At 71.9% G+C, this 14,970-nt stretch carries 13 protein-coding genes and 1 pseudogene; 9 read left to right on the top strand and 5 right to left on the bottom strand.

The genetic code is table 11. The features are described from left to right. Positions 1 to 4 precede the first annotated feature (4 nt). Positions 5 to 1,192 (top strand): lipid-transfer protein, encoded by a 1,188-nt coding sequence (locus QIS96_RS19150; RefSeq protein WP_282543863.1) that lies wholly within the window; start codon positions 5 to 7, stop codon positions 1,190 to 1,192. A 230-nt stretch (positions 1,193 to 1,422) separates the two neighbouring features. Next, positions 1,423 to 2,802 carry an MFS transporter gene (locus tag QIS96_RS19155; RefSeq protein ID WP_282543928.1) on the top strand — a complete coding sequence of 460 codons (1,380 nt, stop codon included), beginning with the start codon at positions 1,423 to 1,425 and terminating at the stop codon, positions 2,800 to 2,802. Between the two features lie 35 nt (positions 2,803 to 2,837). On the opposite strand, the pseudogene QIS96_RS19160 reads toward QIS96_RS19155, so the two are convergent. After that, positions 2,838 to 3,290 (bottom strand): annotated as a pseudogene (locus tag QIS96_RS19160) (response regulator); the annotation flags it as partial. A 258-nt stretch (positions 3,291 to 3,548) separates the two neighbouring features. On the opposite strand from QIS96_RS19160, the gene QIS96_RS19165 reads away from it, so the two are divergent. From QIS96_RS19165 to QIS96_RS19175, 3 genes are all read left to right on the top strand, one after another. After that, entirely contained in the window at positions 3,549 to 4,442 is an 894-nt protein-coding gene (locus QIS96_RS19165) for a MaoC/PaaZ C-terminal domain-containing protein (RefSeq protein WP_282543864.1), read from the top strand. Between the two features lie 287 nt (positions 4,443 to 4,729). Next, positions 4,730 to 5,815, top strand: a complete 1,086-nt coding sequence (locus QIS96_RS19170) for a Zn-dependent alcohol dehydrogenase (protein WP_282543865.1) — start codon at positions 4,730 to 4,732, stop codon at positions 5,813 to 5,815. Between the two features lie 46 nt (positions 5,816 to 5,861). Then, entirely contained in the window at positions 5,862 to 6,803 is a 942-nt protein-coding gene (locus QIS96_RS19175; protein WP_282543866.1) for a 3-oxoacyl-ACP reductase, read from the top strand. Between the two features lie 364 nt (positions 6,804 to 7,167). Here the strand turns inward: QIS96_RS19175 and QIS96_RS19180 are convergent, their stop codons facing one another. Together QIS96_RS19180 and QIS96_RS19185 are read right to left on the bottom strand one after the other, a co-directional pair. Next, complete coding sequence (locus QIS96_RS19180) at positions 7,168 to 7,344, bottom strand: hypothetical protein (RefSeq protein ID WP_282543867.1); 177 nt, start codon at positions 7,342 to 7,344, stop codon at positions 7,168 to 7,170. A gap of 222 nt (positions 7,345 to 7,566) precedes the next feature. Continuing rightward, positions 7,567 to 8,733, bottom strand: coding sequence for a hypothetical protein (locus QIS96_RS19185; protein WP_282543929.1), 1,167 nt, complete (start codon positions 8,731 to 8,733; stop codon positions 7,567 to 7,569). A 567-nt stretch (positions 8,734 to 9,300) separates the two neighbouring features. Here QIS96_RS19185 and QIS96_RS19190 point away from each other — a divergent pair. The 4 genes from QIS96_RS19190 to QIS96_RS19205 all read left to right on the top strand — a co-directional run bounded on the left by QIS96_RS19190 (position 9,301) and on the right by QIS96_RS19205 (position 13,378). Then, complete coding sequence (locus tag QIS96_RS19190; protein WP_282543868.1) at positions 9,301 to 10,356, top strand: ABC transporter substrate-binding protein; 1,056 nt, start codon at positions 9,301 to 9,303, stop codon at positions 10,354 to 10,356. Positions 10,357 to 10,448: 92 nt separating this feature from the next. Continuing rightward, on the top strand, positions 10,449 to 11,312 hold the full coding sequence (locus QIS96_RS19195) for a Nif3-like dinuclear metal center hexameric protein (protein WP_282543869.1): 864 nt from the start codon (positions 10,449 to 10,451) through the stop codon (positions 11,310 to 11,312). Continuing rightward, on the top strand, positions 11,309 to 12,052 hold the full coding sequence (locus QIS96_RS19200) for a zinc ribbon domain-containing protein (protein ID WP_349017400.1): 744 nt from the start codon (positions 11,309 to 11,311) through the stop codon (positions 12,050 to 12,052). Before QIS96_RS19195 ends, QIS96_RS19200 begins: the two co-directional genes overlap by 4 nt. Positions 12,053 to 12,055: 3 nt before the next feature. Further along, complete coding sequence (locus QIS96_RS19205; RefSeq protein WP_282543871.1) at positions 12,056 to 13,378, top strand: bifunctional RNase H/acid phosphatase; 1,323 nt, start codon at positions 12,056 to 12,058, stop codon at positions 13,376 to 13,378. A 16-nt stretch (positions 13,379 to 13,394) separates the two neighbouring features. Here QIS96_RS19205 and eda read toward each other — a convergent pair whose 3' ends face one another. After that, complete coding sequence (gene eda, locus QIS96_RS19210) at positions 13,395 to 14,018, bottom strand: bifunctional 4-hydroxy-2-oxoglutarate aldolase/2-dehydro-3-deoxy-phosphogluconate aldolase (RefSeq protein WP_282543872.1); 624 nt, start codon at positions 14,016 to 14,018, stop codon at positions 13,395 to 13,397. Positions 14,019 to 14,115: 97 nt separating this feature from the next. Further along, a complete protein-coding gene (gene yaaA / locus QIS96_RS19215) occupies positions 14,116 to 14,916 on the bottom strand; it encodes a peroxide stress protein YaaA (RefSeq protein WP_282543873.1) in 801 nt (266 codons plus the stop codon). Between the last annotated feature and the right edge of the window lie 54 nt (positions 14,917 to 14,970).

Here is a 14,970-nt window from a genome sequence, read left to right on the forward strand (position 1 = left end):
CGCTGTGAAGACGTACATCGTCGGTGTCGGCATGACCAGGTTCGAGAAGCCCGAGACCCGCGACTGGCAGTACTGGGACATGGCCGAGGAGGCCGGGACCAAAGCCCTTGAGGACGCGGGGATCTCGTACGAGCAGGTGGAGCAGGCCCCCGTCGGCTACTGCTTCCAGCCGTCCACGGCCGGGCAGCGTGCCGCGTACGAGCTCGGGCTCAGCGGCGTGCCGATCTACAACGTCAACAACAACTGCGCGACCGCCTCGACCGCCCTGATGATGGCCCGCCAGTTCGTCGCGGGCGGCCTCAACGACTGCGTGCTCGCCCTCGGCTTCGAGAAGATGGCGCGCGGGGCGCTCGGCGGGGGAGCGGACGGGGGCGACTTCAAGACCTCGCCGGTCGCGCGGCACTACGGGATCATGGCCGCCAAGCACGGCTTCGAGATGTCCCCGCCCACCGCGCAGATCTTCGGCGACGCGGCCCGCGAGCACATGGAGCTGTACGGGACGACGGAAGCGCAGCTCGCGGCGGTCGGCGCGAAGAACCACCGGCACTCGGCGCACAACCCGTACGCCCAGTTCCAGGACGTGTACTCGGTCGAGGAGGTCCTCGCCGCCAAGACCATCCACCGGCCGCTCACCAAGCTGCAGTGCTCGCCGACCTCGGACGGCGCGGCCGCGGCCGTGGTCGTCTCCGAGCGGTTCGTCGAGCAGCACGACCTCGGCGACCGGGCGGTGGAGATCGTCGCGCAGGCCATGACCACCGACACCGCGGACTCCTTCGACTCCGGCTCCTGCATCGACGTCGTCGGCAAGCCCATGTCGAAGGCTGCCGCGCAGCAGGTGTACGAGGCGTCCGGGCTCGGCATCGAGGACGTCGACGTGATCGAGCTGCACGACTGCTTCTCCATCAACGAACTTCTTACGTACGAGGCGCTCGGGATGTGTGAGGACGGGGAGTCCGGGAAGTTGGTCGAGTCCGGGGCTACGAGTTATGGGGGGCGGTGGGTGGTCAACCCGTCGGGTGGGTTGATTTCCAAGGGGCATCCGTTGGGGGCTACGGGGCTTGCGCAAGTTGCGGAGTTGTCTTGGCAGTTGAGGGGTGAGGCCGGGGCTCGGCAGGTTCCCGATGCTCGGGTGGGGCTTGCGCACAATATTGGGTTGGGTGGGGCGGCTGTGGTGACGATGCTGCGGCGGTAGGGGGTGGATTTTCCCCTACCAGCCCCTTCCCGAAATCCTGCGGAGCTGGTTCTTCGGCTTTCCCGTCGTCGTGGTTGCTCGCGCCCCGCGGCGAAGCCGCTGATGTCACAGCCCCGCGCCCCTTACGGGGCTTTGGTGAAAACGGAGTCTGCCTCCTGAGAACATGGCCGTCATGGTCCAGAGCCCCCCGGATACGCACATAGCTTCCACCCCCCCGTAAGTCCGCGCCCCTGTGGGCGGTCATGCTGGCCGCCTGCGCGGGCCAGTTCCTGGTCGTCCTCGACGTCTCCGTGGTCAACACCGCGCTGCCGTCGATGCGCGCCGACCTCGGCATGAGCGCGGTCGGCCTGCAGTGGGTCGTCAACGCCTACTCGATCGCGTTCGCCGGGTTCATGCTGCTCGGCGGCCGGGCCGGCGACCTCTTCGGGCGGAAGCGGATGTTCCTCCTCGGGCTCGGGCTCTTCACCGCCGCCTCCCTCGCGGGCGGGCTCGCGCAGGCCGACTGGCACCTGCTCGCCGCCCGCTCCGTGCAGGGCCTCGGCGCGGCCATCCTCGCCCCTTCGACGCTGACGATCCTCACGTCGGCGGTGCCCGAAGGACCCGCGCGCGTGCGGGCGATAGGCACCTGGTCCGCGGTCGGCGCGGGCGGCGGCGCGGCCGGCGGGCTCGTCGGCGGCGTCCTCACCGACCTGCTCTCCTGGCGCTGGGTGCTCCTCATCAACGTGCCGATCGGCGCGCTCGTCCTCGTCGCCGGCGCGGTCTGGCTCAGCGAGAGCCGCTCCGGCCAGGCCCGCCGCCTCGACCTGCCGGGCGCGGTCCTCGTCACGGCGGGTCTCGCCACCCTCGCGTACGGCATCGTCCAGACCGAGGCCGAGGGCTGGACGGCCGCCGCGACGCTCACGCCGCTCGCCGCCGGGCTCGTACTGCTCCTGCTCTTCCTGCTCGTCGAGGCGCGCACGAAGGTGCCGCTCATGCCGCTCAAGCTGTTCAAGGTGCGGTCGGTCTCGGCGGCGAACGCGGCGATGTTCATCTGCGGCGGCGGCATGTTCGCCATGTGGTTCTTCATGACCCTGTACGCGCAGAACGTCCTCGGCTACACGCCCCTGAACGCCGGGCTCGCGCTCATCCCGTCCTCGCTCACCATCGTCATCGGCTCCAAGCTCGCCCCGCTCCTGATGCCGCGGCTCGGCGCGAAGAACGTGTCGATGCTCGGCATCGTGCTCGCCTCGGCGGGCTTCGGCTGGCAGTCGACGATGACCGCGGACGGCGCGTACGTCACGTCGATCATGCTGCCCGGCATCGTGATGATGCTCGGCGCGGGCCTCGCCGCCACACCGCTCGCCTCCCTCGCCACCTCCGGCGCGGCCCCCGGCGACGCGGGCCTCGTCTCCGGCCTCATCAACACCTCCCGCACCATGGGCGGCGCGCTCGGCCTGAGCGTGCTCTCCACGGTCGCCGCCTCCCGCATGGACGGCTCGGGCAGCCCCGAATCGCTGACGGAGGGGTACGCGGCGGCGTTCCGCACCAGCTCGATCCTGCTGCTCGCGGGGGTCGTCGTGATGCTGCTCTGGATGCCGCGCGGCACGGACCGCCGCACCCCTGCAAGCTGAGGTCTCCCCCCCCGTGAGGCCTCTCACGCCGATCCGGACGGCTCCTCGCGGCGGGCCGCGTCCGCCAGCGCCTCGTCGACGACGGTCTCGCCGCGCAGCGCCCGCCGCATCGCCTCCGCCAACTCCCCGACCGGGCCGTCCTTGACGAGCAGCCCCGCCGCGCCCGCGCCCAGGGCGCGGCGCAGCAGGCCCGGCCGGCCGAAGGTCGTCAGGATCAGGACCGTGCAGTCCGGGCACTCCGCCCGCAGCTCCGCCGCCGCCTCCAGGCCGTTCCGCCCCGGCAGTTCGACGTCGAGCAGCGCCACGTCCGGCCGTACGGTCAGCGCCTCGGGCACGACCCGGTCGCCCGCCCCGACCTGTGCGACCACCTCGAAGTCCGGCTCCATGCCGAGCAGCAGGGCGAGCGCGCCGCGGGTCACGCTCGGGTCCTCGGCGAGCAGGACGCGCACGCTCTTGGTGGGGCGGTACTCCTGGGGCATCTCGTTCATAAGCCAAGATTAAGGACATTTGGCGAAAATCGATCCTTGGGGGAGTGGCCGCCGTCATCTGACATTGCGTCAGTTGAGAGTCTTCACAACGGCAGAGGGCTGCGTTATACATGGTGCCCATCGGCCTAGAACGCGTTCTAGAAGAGGGCGTCGGGCCGGTCGAGGACGGCCTCGGTGCGGCCGACGGTGCGGACGGTCGCGCCGAGGTCTTCGCCCTACGCACGCGCCATGAAGCGAACGACAAGGAGCCGTGTCCCCATGCCCATTGATGCCGCAAAGGCCGTAGCCTCCGAGCCCCGCAGCACCGACATCGACTGGGACCACAAGGACGTCCAGCTCTACCACCTGGGCCTCGGCGCGGGCCTGCCCGCCACCGACCCCGACGAGCTGCGCTACACCCTGGAGTCGAAGCTGCACGTCCTGCCCAGCTTCGCGACCGTCGCGGGATTGGGGTCTCCCCTGCTCGAGCGAAGCCGAGAGCTTGGGGAAGGCATGGCCGCGGCCGGCGGACTCTCCGCGCCCGGCGTCGACGTGAACCTCGCGCACGTTCTGCACGGCGGCCAGACCGTCACCCTGCACCGCCCGATCCCCGTGGCCGGCAAGGCCGTTCAGACCTCGACGATCCCCGCGGTGTACGACAAGGGCAAGGCCGCCGTCATCGTGATGCGCTCCGACGTCGCCGACGCCGACGGCCCGCTGTGGACCTGCGACACCCAGATCTTCGTCCGCGGCGAGGGCGGCTTCGGCGGCGAGCGCGGGCCCTCGTCCCGCCTGGAGCTGCCGGACCGCGCGCCCGACCGCGTCGAGGAGCGCGCGATCCGCGAGGACCAGGCGCTCCTCTACCGCCTCTCCGGCGACTGGAACCCGCTGCACGCCGACCCGGAGTTCGCGAAGCTCGCCGGGTTCGACAAGCCGATCCTGCACGGCCTGTGCACGTACGGCATGACCCTCAAGGCGGTCGTCGACAGCGTGCTCGGCGGGGACGTGTCGCGCGTGCGCTCGTACACGACGCGGTTCGCCGGGGTCGTCTTCCCGGGGGAGACGCTGCGGCTGCGGATGTGGCAGGACGAGCGCCGCGTGCAGGTGGCCGTGAGCGCGGCGGAGCGGGACGACGCACCGGTCCTCGCCGACACGGTGGTCGAGCACAACTGACTTGCGGGCTAGGGCCTGTCGTTTGGATCAGGCCGGATCTGGTCGGCGGTGCCGATCGGTCGAGTCGAGCGGGGTGATGGGGGTACCTCCCTGCTCGAGCGGAGCCGAGAGCTTGGGGGAGCGTGCAGCTGCAAGGCGGAGGAGGGCGACATGGCGGAGCCATGGCAACCGACGACAACGCCGCAGATGCGCGTGCCACACCCCGCGACCCCGGCAAGATCCAAACGACAGGCCCTAGGCCCGTTGACGTACGAACAGGCCGGTTGACGTACGAGAGGAGCCGCACCATGCGCGCAGCCGTACTGCACGAGATAGGCCAGGAGAAGCTGGAGGTCCTCGACGACGTCGAGGCGGTGGGCTTCGGGCCCGGCAAGGTGAGGATCAGGGTGCGGGCCACGGGCCTGTGCCACTCGGATCTGTCCGCGATGAGCGGCGTGCTGCCGCAGCCCGGCCCGTTCGTGCCCGGACACGAGGGCGCGGGCGAGATCGTCGAGGTCGGCGACGGCGTCACGCACGTCAAGCCCGGCGACCGCGTCCTGGTCTGCTGGCTGCCCGCCTGCGGGGAGTGCCCCTCGTGCAAGCGCGGCCAGACCCAGCTGTGCCTCGCCGGGTTCATGAACGCGGGCGTGCCCAACTTCCGGCGTACGGGCGGCGGTTCGGGTGACGTCTTCGGCTTCGCCGGGACCGGCACGTTCGCCGAGGAGGTCGTCGTCGACGCCAAGTGTGCCGTCGCCATCCCGGACGACGTGCCCTTCGACATCGCCGCGCTCATCGGCTGCGGCGTCACCACCGGGCTCGGCGCGGCCGTCAACACCGCGGCCGTGGCGGCCGGTTCGTCGGTCGCCGTGATCGGCTGCGGCGGCGTCGGGATCTCCGCGATCCAGGGCGCGCGGCTCAAGGGCGCGGCCCAGATCGTCGCCGTCGACCCGGTCGAGTCGCGGCGCGAGGCGGCCCTCCGCTTCGGCGCCACGGAGGCCGTCGCCCCGGACGGACTCGACGACGCCAAGCAGCGCCTCACCGCGGGCGAGGGCTTCGACTACGTCTTCGAGGTCGTCGGCAAGTCCGCCACCACCCGCACCGCGTACGAGAAGACCCGGCGCGGCGGCACCCTGTGCGTGGTCGGCGCGGGCGCCCTCGACGACTTCCTGCAGATCAATATGTTCGAGCTGTTCTTCGACGAGAAGAAGATCCTCCCGTCCATGTACGGCGGCGGCGACGTCCTCACCTCGTACGAGCGGGCCATCGCCCTGTGGCGGGCCGGCCGGATCGACCTGGAGAGCCTGATCACGCACCGCGTCCCGTTCGCCTCGATCAACGACGCGCTCGACCAGATGCGCAGCGGCGAGGCGCTCCGCACGATCATCGAGCTCTGACTCCTCGGGTCTGTCTCCCCAACTCCCTCACTGTGGAAGGACTTTGATGTCACAGCCACTTGCCGGCCTGTCGGCGATCGTCACCGGCGCGGGCCGCGGGCTCGGCCGGGCCGAGGCACTGGAGCTGGCCCGGCTCGGCGCGAGCGTCGTCGTCAACGACTTCGGGCAGCCGGGCCGTGACGGCTCCGGTGAGGCCTCGGCCGCACCCGCGGAGGAGGTCGCCGCCGAGATCCGCGCCGCGGGCGGCCAGGCGATCGCCCACCTCGGCGACGTCGCGGACCACGAACAGGCCCGCGCGCTCGTGCAGTCGGCGACCGACACGTACGGAAAACTCGACATCCTGGTCAACAACGCGGGCATCCTGCGCGACCGGATGATCTTCTCCATGACCGAGGACGAGTGGGACTCGGTGATCCGCGTCCACCTCAAGGGCCACTTCAACACCACCCACTTCGCCTCGGTGCACTGGCGGGCCCGCGCCAAGGAGACCGGTGGCCCGGTCTACGGCCGGATCGTCAACACCTCCTCCGAGGCCTTCCTCGCCGGCTCGGCCGGACAACCCAACTACGCGGCGGCCAAGGGCGGAATCGTCGGCCTCACCACGTCCTCCGCGCTCGCGCTCGGCAAGTACGGGGTGACGGCCAACGCGATCTGCCCGCGCGCCCGTACGCGGATGACCGAGGACGTCTTCGCCGGCTTCAACGAGCCCGGTGCCGGTGAGCTCGACCCGCTGGCCCCCGAGCACGTGGCCCCACTGGTCGGCTACCTCGCCGGGCCTGCCGCGGGGAAGGTCAACGGGCAGCTGCTCGTCGTCCACGGCGGGATGGTCGCGGTCGTCGAACGCCCGCGGGTGGCTGCGAAGTTCGACACGTCGAAGGACGTCTTCTCGTACGAGGAGTTGGAGGGGTTGCTGTCGCCCTATTACGAGGAGCGGCCGGCGAATGAGACGTTCGCGGCGTCGGAGGTCCTTGGCCTGAAGAAGGGGTGAATTTTTTCCTCCTCCCCCCGCCGTCGTGGCTGGTCGCGCAGTTCCCCGCGCCCCTGAACACAGACCGGGGCTTCGCCCCGAACCCGGTCGTTGTTCGGCTTTCCCGCCGTCGTGGTTGCTCGCGCAGTTCCCCGCGCCCCTGACGGGGCACTCATCGCAGCCCCACCCCGCACATTTCAGCCCCTCCGGCGTTTGAGATGGGGGTCCCCCCTGGTCGAGCGAAGCCGAGAGCTTGGGGGAGGGGGGCCGGGGGCCGGCCCCCGGGGGCTGTCCGGCAGGACTTTCGGGAAGGGGCGGGGTGGGGAAAAAGCGTGCCCCCGGACGCCTGGGCGGGGTCCGGGGGCAGCAGGTCGGAAGGGGAGGATTACGCCGCTTCCGAGTGTCGTTCGTCGGACGGCTTGCGGTGGCGGCCACGCGGCGCCGGAGCGTGCTCCGGAGCCTCCTGGACGGAGACCTGGCCACGGTGCTTACCGTGCCCACGCTGCTCGGCCGCGGCGTCCGCCGCACTCTGCTCAGCGGACGCGTTGCTGTTCTCGGCCATGGGAAAAAACGTCACCCCGTAAGAAGATCGTCAAAGGACAGCCGGGCGAGTCTAACTGTCCTGTACGCGGCAGACACGCCGGGTGCGTAACGGGTTGTGACACGCCTTCGTAACGGTTCGGACGCCCTCCCCGCCACGCCGTTCAGGCCCTTTGCGGTACCCGTCGGTATCCCTTGGAGGACCGGTGAACGGGCCGTGAAAACCCTTGGGGCGCAAGGCCGTTCACGCCTCGACGCGCTGCCCCCGACGCGCGAACCGGCGCATCGTCAACGCCTGCTGGAGCGGGGCCTGTTGAAGGGGAACCGGACGCAGCGCGGCAGCCGACGCGGGCGCGGGCGCCGGCTCGGGCGGGGCCGGCGGCGGCGCCACGACCCGGGCCACTCCGCAGGGCTCGGCGTCCGTCGCGTACGGGAGCCGCAGTTCGCCCTCGGGCGTCCAGATCCCGGCGCCGGTGAGCCAGCCCACGGGCGCGGCCACGTGCTGGACGCGCCGCTCCACCGGCCGCCACAGCCCGATCCACGTGCCCGCCGGGCCGTCGATGCGCAGCGCCACCGCGCAATGCTCGGGCATCAGCGCCTGGCCGGGCTGGATCGCGAACGGCGTCACCGCGCAGTCCGGCAGGCGCAGGCACTCCGGGAAGCGGACCGGCAGCGTGGAGCCGAGCACGCCCCAGCCGAGCCGGTCGTGCCCGGGGGCGTCGGAGCGCACCAGGATCAGCCCGCTCGCGGCGTCGGCGAGCAGCAGCCGGTCGTCGCTCTCCTCGGCGATCTGAAGGAGCGGCGTCACCTCGCCGCCGCGCTCCAGGTCCAGGGCGACGGTCTTGGTCCGGCCGTCGAGCTCCTGGTCGAGGGCGAGCATCCGACCGGTGCGATCCAGCCACACCCCGCCCGTGCAGCGGCCCGGCACCTCGGCGACCCGCTCGGGCCCGAAGGCCCCGCCCGCGACCAGCCAGACCGCCGAGGAGTGCGGGCCGACGGTCAGGGCGTACGCGCAGGAGCCGCTCGGCGAGGGCGGCAGGAGCCTCAACTCCTCGCATTCCAGGGCGCCCAGGACGTGTTCACCGGTGCCGGGCCCCGTCGGGTAGAGCAGCGAGAACGACTGCCGCTCCGCGACGGTGCGGTGCACGAGGACCCGGCCGTCCGCCATCGGCAGCACCTCGGTGCCGTACTCCTCGGGCTGGTCGAGGGGGAGCGGGACGGCGTAGGGCTCGGGGCCGTCGAGGGTCCAGCGCTCGGGGCACCAGACGATCTCCGCGGCCTCTCCCGCCTCTCCCGTTTCCTCTGCTGCGGCGCGGCGCGGGGCGAGGCGGGCGGCGTACGAGCCGTTCGCGGTGATGGCGAAGGAGGGTGTGATCGGGGGGTGGGCGGGGCGCGGCGGGAGCTCCTGCAGGACCGTTTCGGCAGCTTCGGCTGCGACGTCTTCGGCTGCGATGTCTTCGGAGCCGTCGGCGCCGGCCTCCGCCTCGGCCTCCGTGTCGGTTTCCGTATCGGTCTCGGCAGTTGACGCGTCCTCGGCGTCCGTGTCCTGCGGGGCGGTGTCCGAGGCGGTGCTCTGCGTGGGCTCCTCCGTCGTGAGCGGAATCCCCGTGACCGGGTCCTCAGCGCTGCCGTCGTGCCCGTCGTACTCGTCTCCGTCGTACGTGGCGTACGTGTCGTACGCGTCGTTCTCGTCGAACTCGTCGCTGTCACCGGTCACTTGCGGGCCGGTCGCGGTCTTCGTGGCACAGGCCGTCGTGGTCATGAGTGAGCTGTCACCTCCGGCCCAGAAAGCTAGTTTTCGCACGCGCTGCCGTGGCACGAGCGGCCCACCGCTTCACCCCAAAGGGTGGCCATGTCCAGATTCGCCTGAGAAAGCCGAGGTGGTTGTGCTGAACCGAAATTGGCTTAAAGTAAGGCCACCCTAAGAACCTGGGCCCCCTCCCCGTCCCCACCGGGCCTTCCTCATGCAGGAGCTTTGATGTCCATACGCCGCCGCGGCACCGCAGCCGTCGCACTCGCCGTCGCCGCCTCGCTCTCCCTCGCCGCCTGTTCGAGCGGCGACGCCGGCTCCGGCGGTGCCGACGGCGGAGCCGGGAAGAAGGACGGCAACGGCAGCAAGTCCGTGGCCCAGGGCGGCGAGGACTTCGCGAAGGCCGCCGAGGACACCGCGAAGATGGGCACCGACGCGAAGCCCGGCGAGTTCCCGCGCACCATCGAGCACGCCATGGGCAAGACCGAGCTGAAGGCGAAGCCGAAGCGGGTCGTCGTCCTGGACGTCGGCGAGCTGGACAACGTCGTCTCGCTCGGCCTGAAGCCTGTCGGGTACGCGCCGACCGAGGGCGACGACGGCATCCCCGGCTACCTCGCGAAGGACGCGGGCAAGCCCAAGAACGTCGGCACCATCAACGCCCTCAACCTTGAGGCGATCAACGAGCTCAAGCCCGACCTGATCCTCGGCAGCGAGCTGCGCGCCGCGAAGATGTACCCGCAGCTCTCCAAGATCGCCCCGACCGTGTTCTCCATTCGCCCGGGATTCACCTGGAAGGAGAACTACCTCCTCAACGCCGCCGCACTCGACGAGCAGGCCGAGGCGAAGGAGCAGCTCGCCGCGTACGAGAAGAAGGCGAAGGAGCTCGGCGAGGCCGTCGACAAGAGCGGCGAGAAGCCCACCGTCACGATGCTGCGCTACATGCCCGGCATGATCCGCCTCTACGCGAAGGCCTCGTTCATCGGCACGATCCTCGACGACGCCGGCGTCGAGCGCCCGAAGAACCAGCAGATCAACGACCTCGCCGCGGAGATCAGCCCGGAGAAGATCGACGAGGCCGACGCCGACTGGATTTTCACCGGCGTCTACGGCGACGCCGAGAAGACCGACCGCTCCACGGCCGAGGGCAACCCGCTGTGGAAGAAGCTCGACGCCGTGAAGAACGGCCGGGCGAAGAACGTCCCGGACGAGACCTGGTACCTGGGCCTCGGCGTGACGGCGGCGGACGAGGTCCTGGACGACCTCGACGAGTACCTGGCGAAGTGATCGCACGGGGCCCGGGGCTCGTGCCCCCGGCCCCGTCCGTTCGCAGGCAACGCCCAGTGATCGGACCACGCAAGGCCAGGTAGCCTGAACCCGTGCCCCGTCTGTCTGAAGTCATCGCCGCCCTCGACGCTCTGTGGCCCCCGGAGCGGGCCGAGCAGTGGGACGCCGTCGGCACCGTCTGCGGGGACCCGCAGGCCGAGGTCACGCGCGTCCTGTTCGCCGTCGACCCGGTGCAGGAGGTCGTCGACGAAGCGGTCCGGCTGGACGCCGACCTCCTGGTCACGCACCACCCGCTCTACCTGCGCGGTACGACGACGGTCGCGGCCACGCACTTCAAGGGCCGGGCCGTGCACGACCTGATCAAGAACGACGTGGCGCTGCACGTCGCGCACACCAACGCCGACACCGCCGACCCGGGGGTCTCCGACGCCCTCGCCGGCGCCCTCGACCTGCGCGTCGTGCGCCCGCTCGTCCCCGACGCCACGGACCCCGCGGGCCGTCGCGGGCTCGGCCGGATCTGCGAGCTCGACCACCCGCTCACCGTGCGGGAGTTCGCGGCCCGCGCGGCGAAGCGGCTGCCCGGCACCGCACAGGGCGTGCGCGCGGCCGGCGACCCGGACGCCGTGATCCGTACCGTCGCGGTGAGCGGCGGCTCCGGCGACAGCCTCTTCGACGCGGTCCGCGCGGCCGGCGTGGACGGCTTCCTCACCGCCGACCTGCGCCACCACCCCGCCTCCGAGGCCACCCAGCAGACTCCGCTCGCGCTGTTCGACGCCGCCCACTGGGCCACCGAGTGGCCCTGGTGCGAGCAGGCCGCCGCCCAGCTCGACGAGATCTCCGACCGCAACGGATGGGGCCTTCGGGTCCATGTCTCGCGTACGGTCACCGACCCCTGGACCGCCCACGCGGCGTCGTCCGTCTCCGCACCCACTGACTCAACTGGAGCCCCCAACTGAACGCCGCGCCCGCCGACCAGATCCGCCTCCTCGACGTCCAGGCGCTCGACGTACGCCTGCAGCAGCTCGCGCACAAGCGCAAGGCGCTGCCCGAGCACGCCGAGATCGAGTCGCTCACCAAGGACCTCACGCAGCTCAAGGACCTGCTCGTCGCCGCGCAGACCGAGGAGAGCGACTGCGCCCGCGAGCAGACCAAGGCCGAGCAGGACGTGGACCAGGTGCGCCAGCGCGCCGTCCGCGACCAGCAGCGCCTGGACTCCGGCGCGGTCACCAGCCCCAAGGACCTGGAGAACCTGCAGCGGGAGATCGCCTCGCTCGCCAAGCGCCAGGGCGACCTGGAGGACGTGGTCCTGGAGGTCATGGAGCGCCGCGAGTCCGCGCAGGAGCGCGTCGGCGAGCTGACCGAGCGCGTCTCCTCCGTGCAGGCGAAGATCGACGACGCCACGGCCCGCCGTGACGCCGCCTTCGAGGAGATCGACGGCGAGGCCGCCACGGTCACCAAGGAGCGCGAGGTCGTCGCCGGTTCCGTCCCGGCCGACCTCCTGAAGCTCTACGACAAGCTGCGCGAGAAGGAGGGCGGCGTCGGCGCGGCCCGCCTCTACCAGCGCCGCTGCGAGGGCTGCCGCCTGGAGCTCAACATCACCGAGCTCAACGAGGTGCGTGCCGCCGCCCCCGACGCGGTCGTGCGCTGCGAGAACTGCCGCCGCATCCTGGTCCGTACGGCGGAGTCCGGGCTGTAGTCCATGCGCTTCGTGGTCGAGGCCGACGGCGGGTCCCGGGGCAACCCGGGCCCCGCGGGGTACGGCGCGGTGGTCCTGGACGCGACCACCGGTGAAGTCCTCGCCGAGCGGGCCGAGTTCATCGGTGTGGCGACGAACAACGTCGCCGAGTACAAGGGCCTGGTCGCCGGGTTGACGGCCGCCCATGAGCTCGACCCGGACGCCTCGGTCGCGGTCCGGATGGACTCCAAGCTGGTCGTCGAGCAGATGTCGGGCCGCTGGCAGATCAAGCACCCGGACATGCGCCCGCTCGCCGCTCGGGCCCGCGGGATCTTCCCGCCGGGCACGGTCACGTACGAGTGGATCCCACGCGCGGAGAACAAGCACGCGGACCGGCTCGCCAACGAGGCGATGGACGCGGGCAAGCGCGGCGAACAGTGGACGGCGGCCGACTCCACGGCCGAGCTGGACGCGCAGGACGCCCGCGCCGCGCGCAATGCGGGGAAGACCTCCGCGAACCTCCCCGAGCCCGAGGGCCCGCCCGGCGACGCGACGGCCGGAGCGGCCAAGGCGCGGGCCGCGCTTGCGGGTTCGCGTACGGGCGCGGTGACGGAGGCCGCGGTCCAGGCCCCTGCCGCTGCCCAGACACCCGCCGCGCAGGCCCCAGCCACTGCCCAGGCACCCACCGTGCAGGCCCCCGCCGCCGGTTGGTCCGCCCCCGATCTGGGCCCGCCCGTCACCCTCGTCCTGCTGCGGCACGGCGAGACCGCGCTCACGCCCGAGAAGCGGTTCTCCGGCAGCGGCGGATCCGACCCGGAGCTCTCCGCGATCGGGCGCGAACAGGCCGAGCGGGTCGCCGCCGCCCTCGCCGCGCGCGGCACCGTCCAGGAGATCGTCAGCTCACCGCTGCGCCGCTGCCGCGAGACCGCGGACGCCGTCGCGGCCCGCCTCGGCCTGGGCGTCACCGTCGAACAGGGCCTCAGGGAAACGGACTTCGGGGTCTGGGAGGGCCTGACCTTCGCCGAGGCCCGCGAGCGCTACCCGGACGAGCTGGACGCCTGGCTGTCCGCGCCGGACGCGGCCCCGCCCGGCGGTGAGTCCTTCGCCGAGGTCGCGACGCGGGTCGAGGAGGCGCGGGCCCGCCTCGTCGCGCGGTACGCGGGGCGTACGGTCCTGCTCGTCACGCACGTCACGCCCATCAAGACGCTGGTGCGGCTCGCGCTCGGGGCGCCGCCGCAGGCGCTGTTCCGGATGGAGCTGTCGGCGGCGTCGCTCTCGGCCATCGCGTACTACGGCGACGGGAACGCCTCGCTGCGGCTCCTCAACGAGACGTCCCACCTGCGCTGAGCGGCACGGGCGCGAGTCAGCCCCGTACGGCCGCGGCCTCGCGGGCCAGGTCCTCGATGCGCGCCCAGTCCTTCGCCGCGACCGCGTCGCCGGGAAGCATCCAACTGCCGCCCACGCAGCCGACGTTCTTCAGCGCGAGGTACGAGGGCGCCGAGGCGGGCGTGACGCCGCCGGTCGGGCAGAAGCGGGCCTGGGGGAGCGGGCCCGCGAGGGACTTGAGGTAGGCGGTGCCGCCGGCGGCCTCGGCGGGGAAGAACTTCATCTCGCTGACGCCGCGTTCGAGCAGCGCCACCACCTCGGACGTCGTGGAGACGCCGGGCAGGAACGGCACGCCCGACGCCTTCATCGCGTCCAGGAGCGCCTCCGTCCAGCCGGGGCTGACCAGGAACTTCGCACCCGCGTCCACCGAGTCCCGGACGTTCTGAGGGGAGATCACGGTGCCGGCGCCGACCACCGCGTCCGGCACCTCGGCGGCGATCGCGCGGATGGCGTCGAGGGCGGCGGGGGTGCGCAGCGTCACCTCGATCGCGGGCAGGCCGCCCGCCACCAGGGCTCGGGCGAGCGGCACCGCGTCCGCGGCGTCCTCCACGACGGCGACGGGCACGACGGGGGCGAGGTCAAGGACAGAGCGCGAAGTCATGGCACCATCCTGCCCGCCGTGTGCAGCATGCGCAAAGAGCGTTGCACATGTTGCAATGCACCCTCTCGGGTCTCCAGGCTCTCCCGGCTCTCCCGGCTCAGTGAATCTCCGTCACCACCACGTCCAGCTGCCAGGCCTTCCCCGCCTTCGCCGGAGCCTCGGCCTCCACGGCGTACCCGAGTCCGCGCAGCGCCTCCACGAGCTCCGCGGGCGACGCGGGGGACGCGCCCGTCCGCAGCAGGTCGCGCACGATCCGGCCCTTGGTCGCCTTGTTGAAGTGGCTCACCACGGAGCGCTTCTCCACCCCGTCGACCAGCTGCGAGTGCAGCACCCGCACCGTCGCCGTCCGGCCCGCCACCTCGCCCTTCGGCTTCCACGCGCTCGCGTACGCGGAGGAACGCAGGTCGAGCACCAGGCCCTGCCCGGCCGCCTCCGGGAGAACGTCCGCCATGACCCCGCGCCAGTACGCGTTCAGAGCGCCGAGCCCCGGCAGCTTCACGCCCATCGAGCAGCGGTACGAGGGGATGCGGTCGGTGACCCGCACCGCGCCCCACAGCCCCGAGAACACGAGCAGCGACTTCGCGGCCCGCCGCTTCGCCGCCGCGTCGAGCGAGGCGAGGTCGAGCGCGTCGTACAGGACGCCGGTGTAGATCTCCCCGGCCGGTCGCGCCCCCGCCGTGCGCAGCTCCGCGTTCTTCGCGACCTCGCCGCGCAGACCCTCGCTGAGGCCGAGCACCCCGCGCGCCTTCTCCTCGTCGGCCTGGCACAGCTCCACCAGCTCGTCGAGCACTGCCTGCCGCGCCTCGGCCAGACCCGGCAGGGACAGCTCCTCCGGCTTCAGGGGCGCGCCCTTCCCGGAAGCGGCCTTTCCCTCGGACGGAGGCAAGAGCACGAGCACGACGGGTTCTCCTTCTGCGGTGGTACGAGGCGGGGGGTGCGGCCCCCAGGTGAT

This window comes from Streptomyces cavernicola, assembly GCF_029968035.1.
Taxonomy (GTDB): Bacteria; Actinomycetota; Actinomycetes; order Streptomycetales; family Streptomycetaceae; genus Streptomyces; species Streptomyces cavernicola.

What these genes read in the sequence shown, in the direction of transcription:
- QIS96_RS19165 (WP_282543864.1), top strand. Translation starts at nt 3,549, where the DNA reads ATGCCCATTGATGCCGCAAAGGCCGTAGCCTCCGAGCCCCGCAGCACC.
- QIS96_RS19170 (WP_282543865.1), top strand. Translation starts at nt 4,730, where the DNA reads ATGCGCGCAGCCGTACTGCACGAGATAGGCCAGGAGAAGCTGGAGGTC.
- QIS96_RS19175 (WP_282543866.1), top strand. Translation starts at nt 5,862, where the DNA reads ATGTCACAGCCACTTGCCGGCCTGTCGGCGATCGTCACCGGCGCGGGC.
- QIS96_RS19180 (WP_282543867.1), bottom strand. Translation starts at nt 7,344, where the DNA reads ATGGCCGAGAACAGCAACGCGTCCGCTGAGCAGAGTGCGGCGGACGCC.
- QIS96_RS19190 (WP_282543868.1), top strand. Translation starts at nt 9,301, where the DNA reads ATGTCCATACGCCGCCGCGGCACCGCAGCCGTCGCACTCGCCGTCGCC.
- QIS96_RS19205 (WP_282543871.1), top strand. Translation starts at nt 12,056, where the DNA reads ATGCGCTTCGTGGTCGAGGCCGACGGCGGGTCCCGGGGCAACCCGGGC.
- eda (WP_282543872.1), bottom strand. Translation starts at nt 14,018, where the DNA reads ATGACTTCGCGCTCTGTCCTTGACCTCGCCCCCGTCGTGCCCGTCGCC.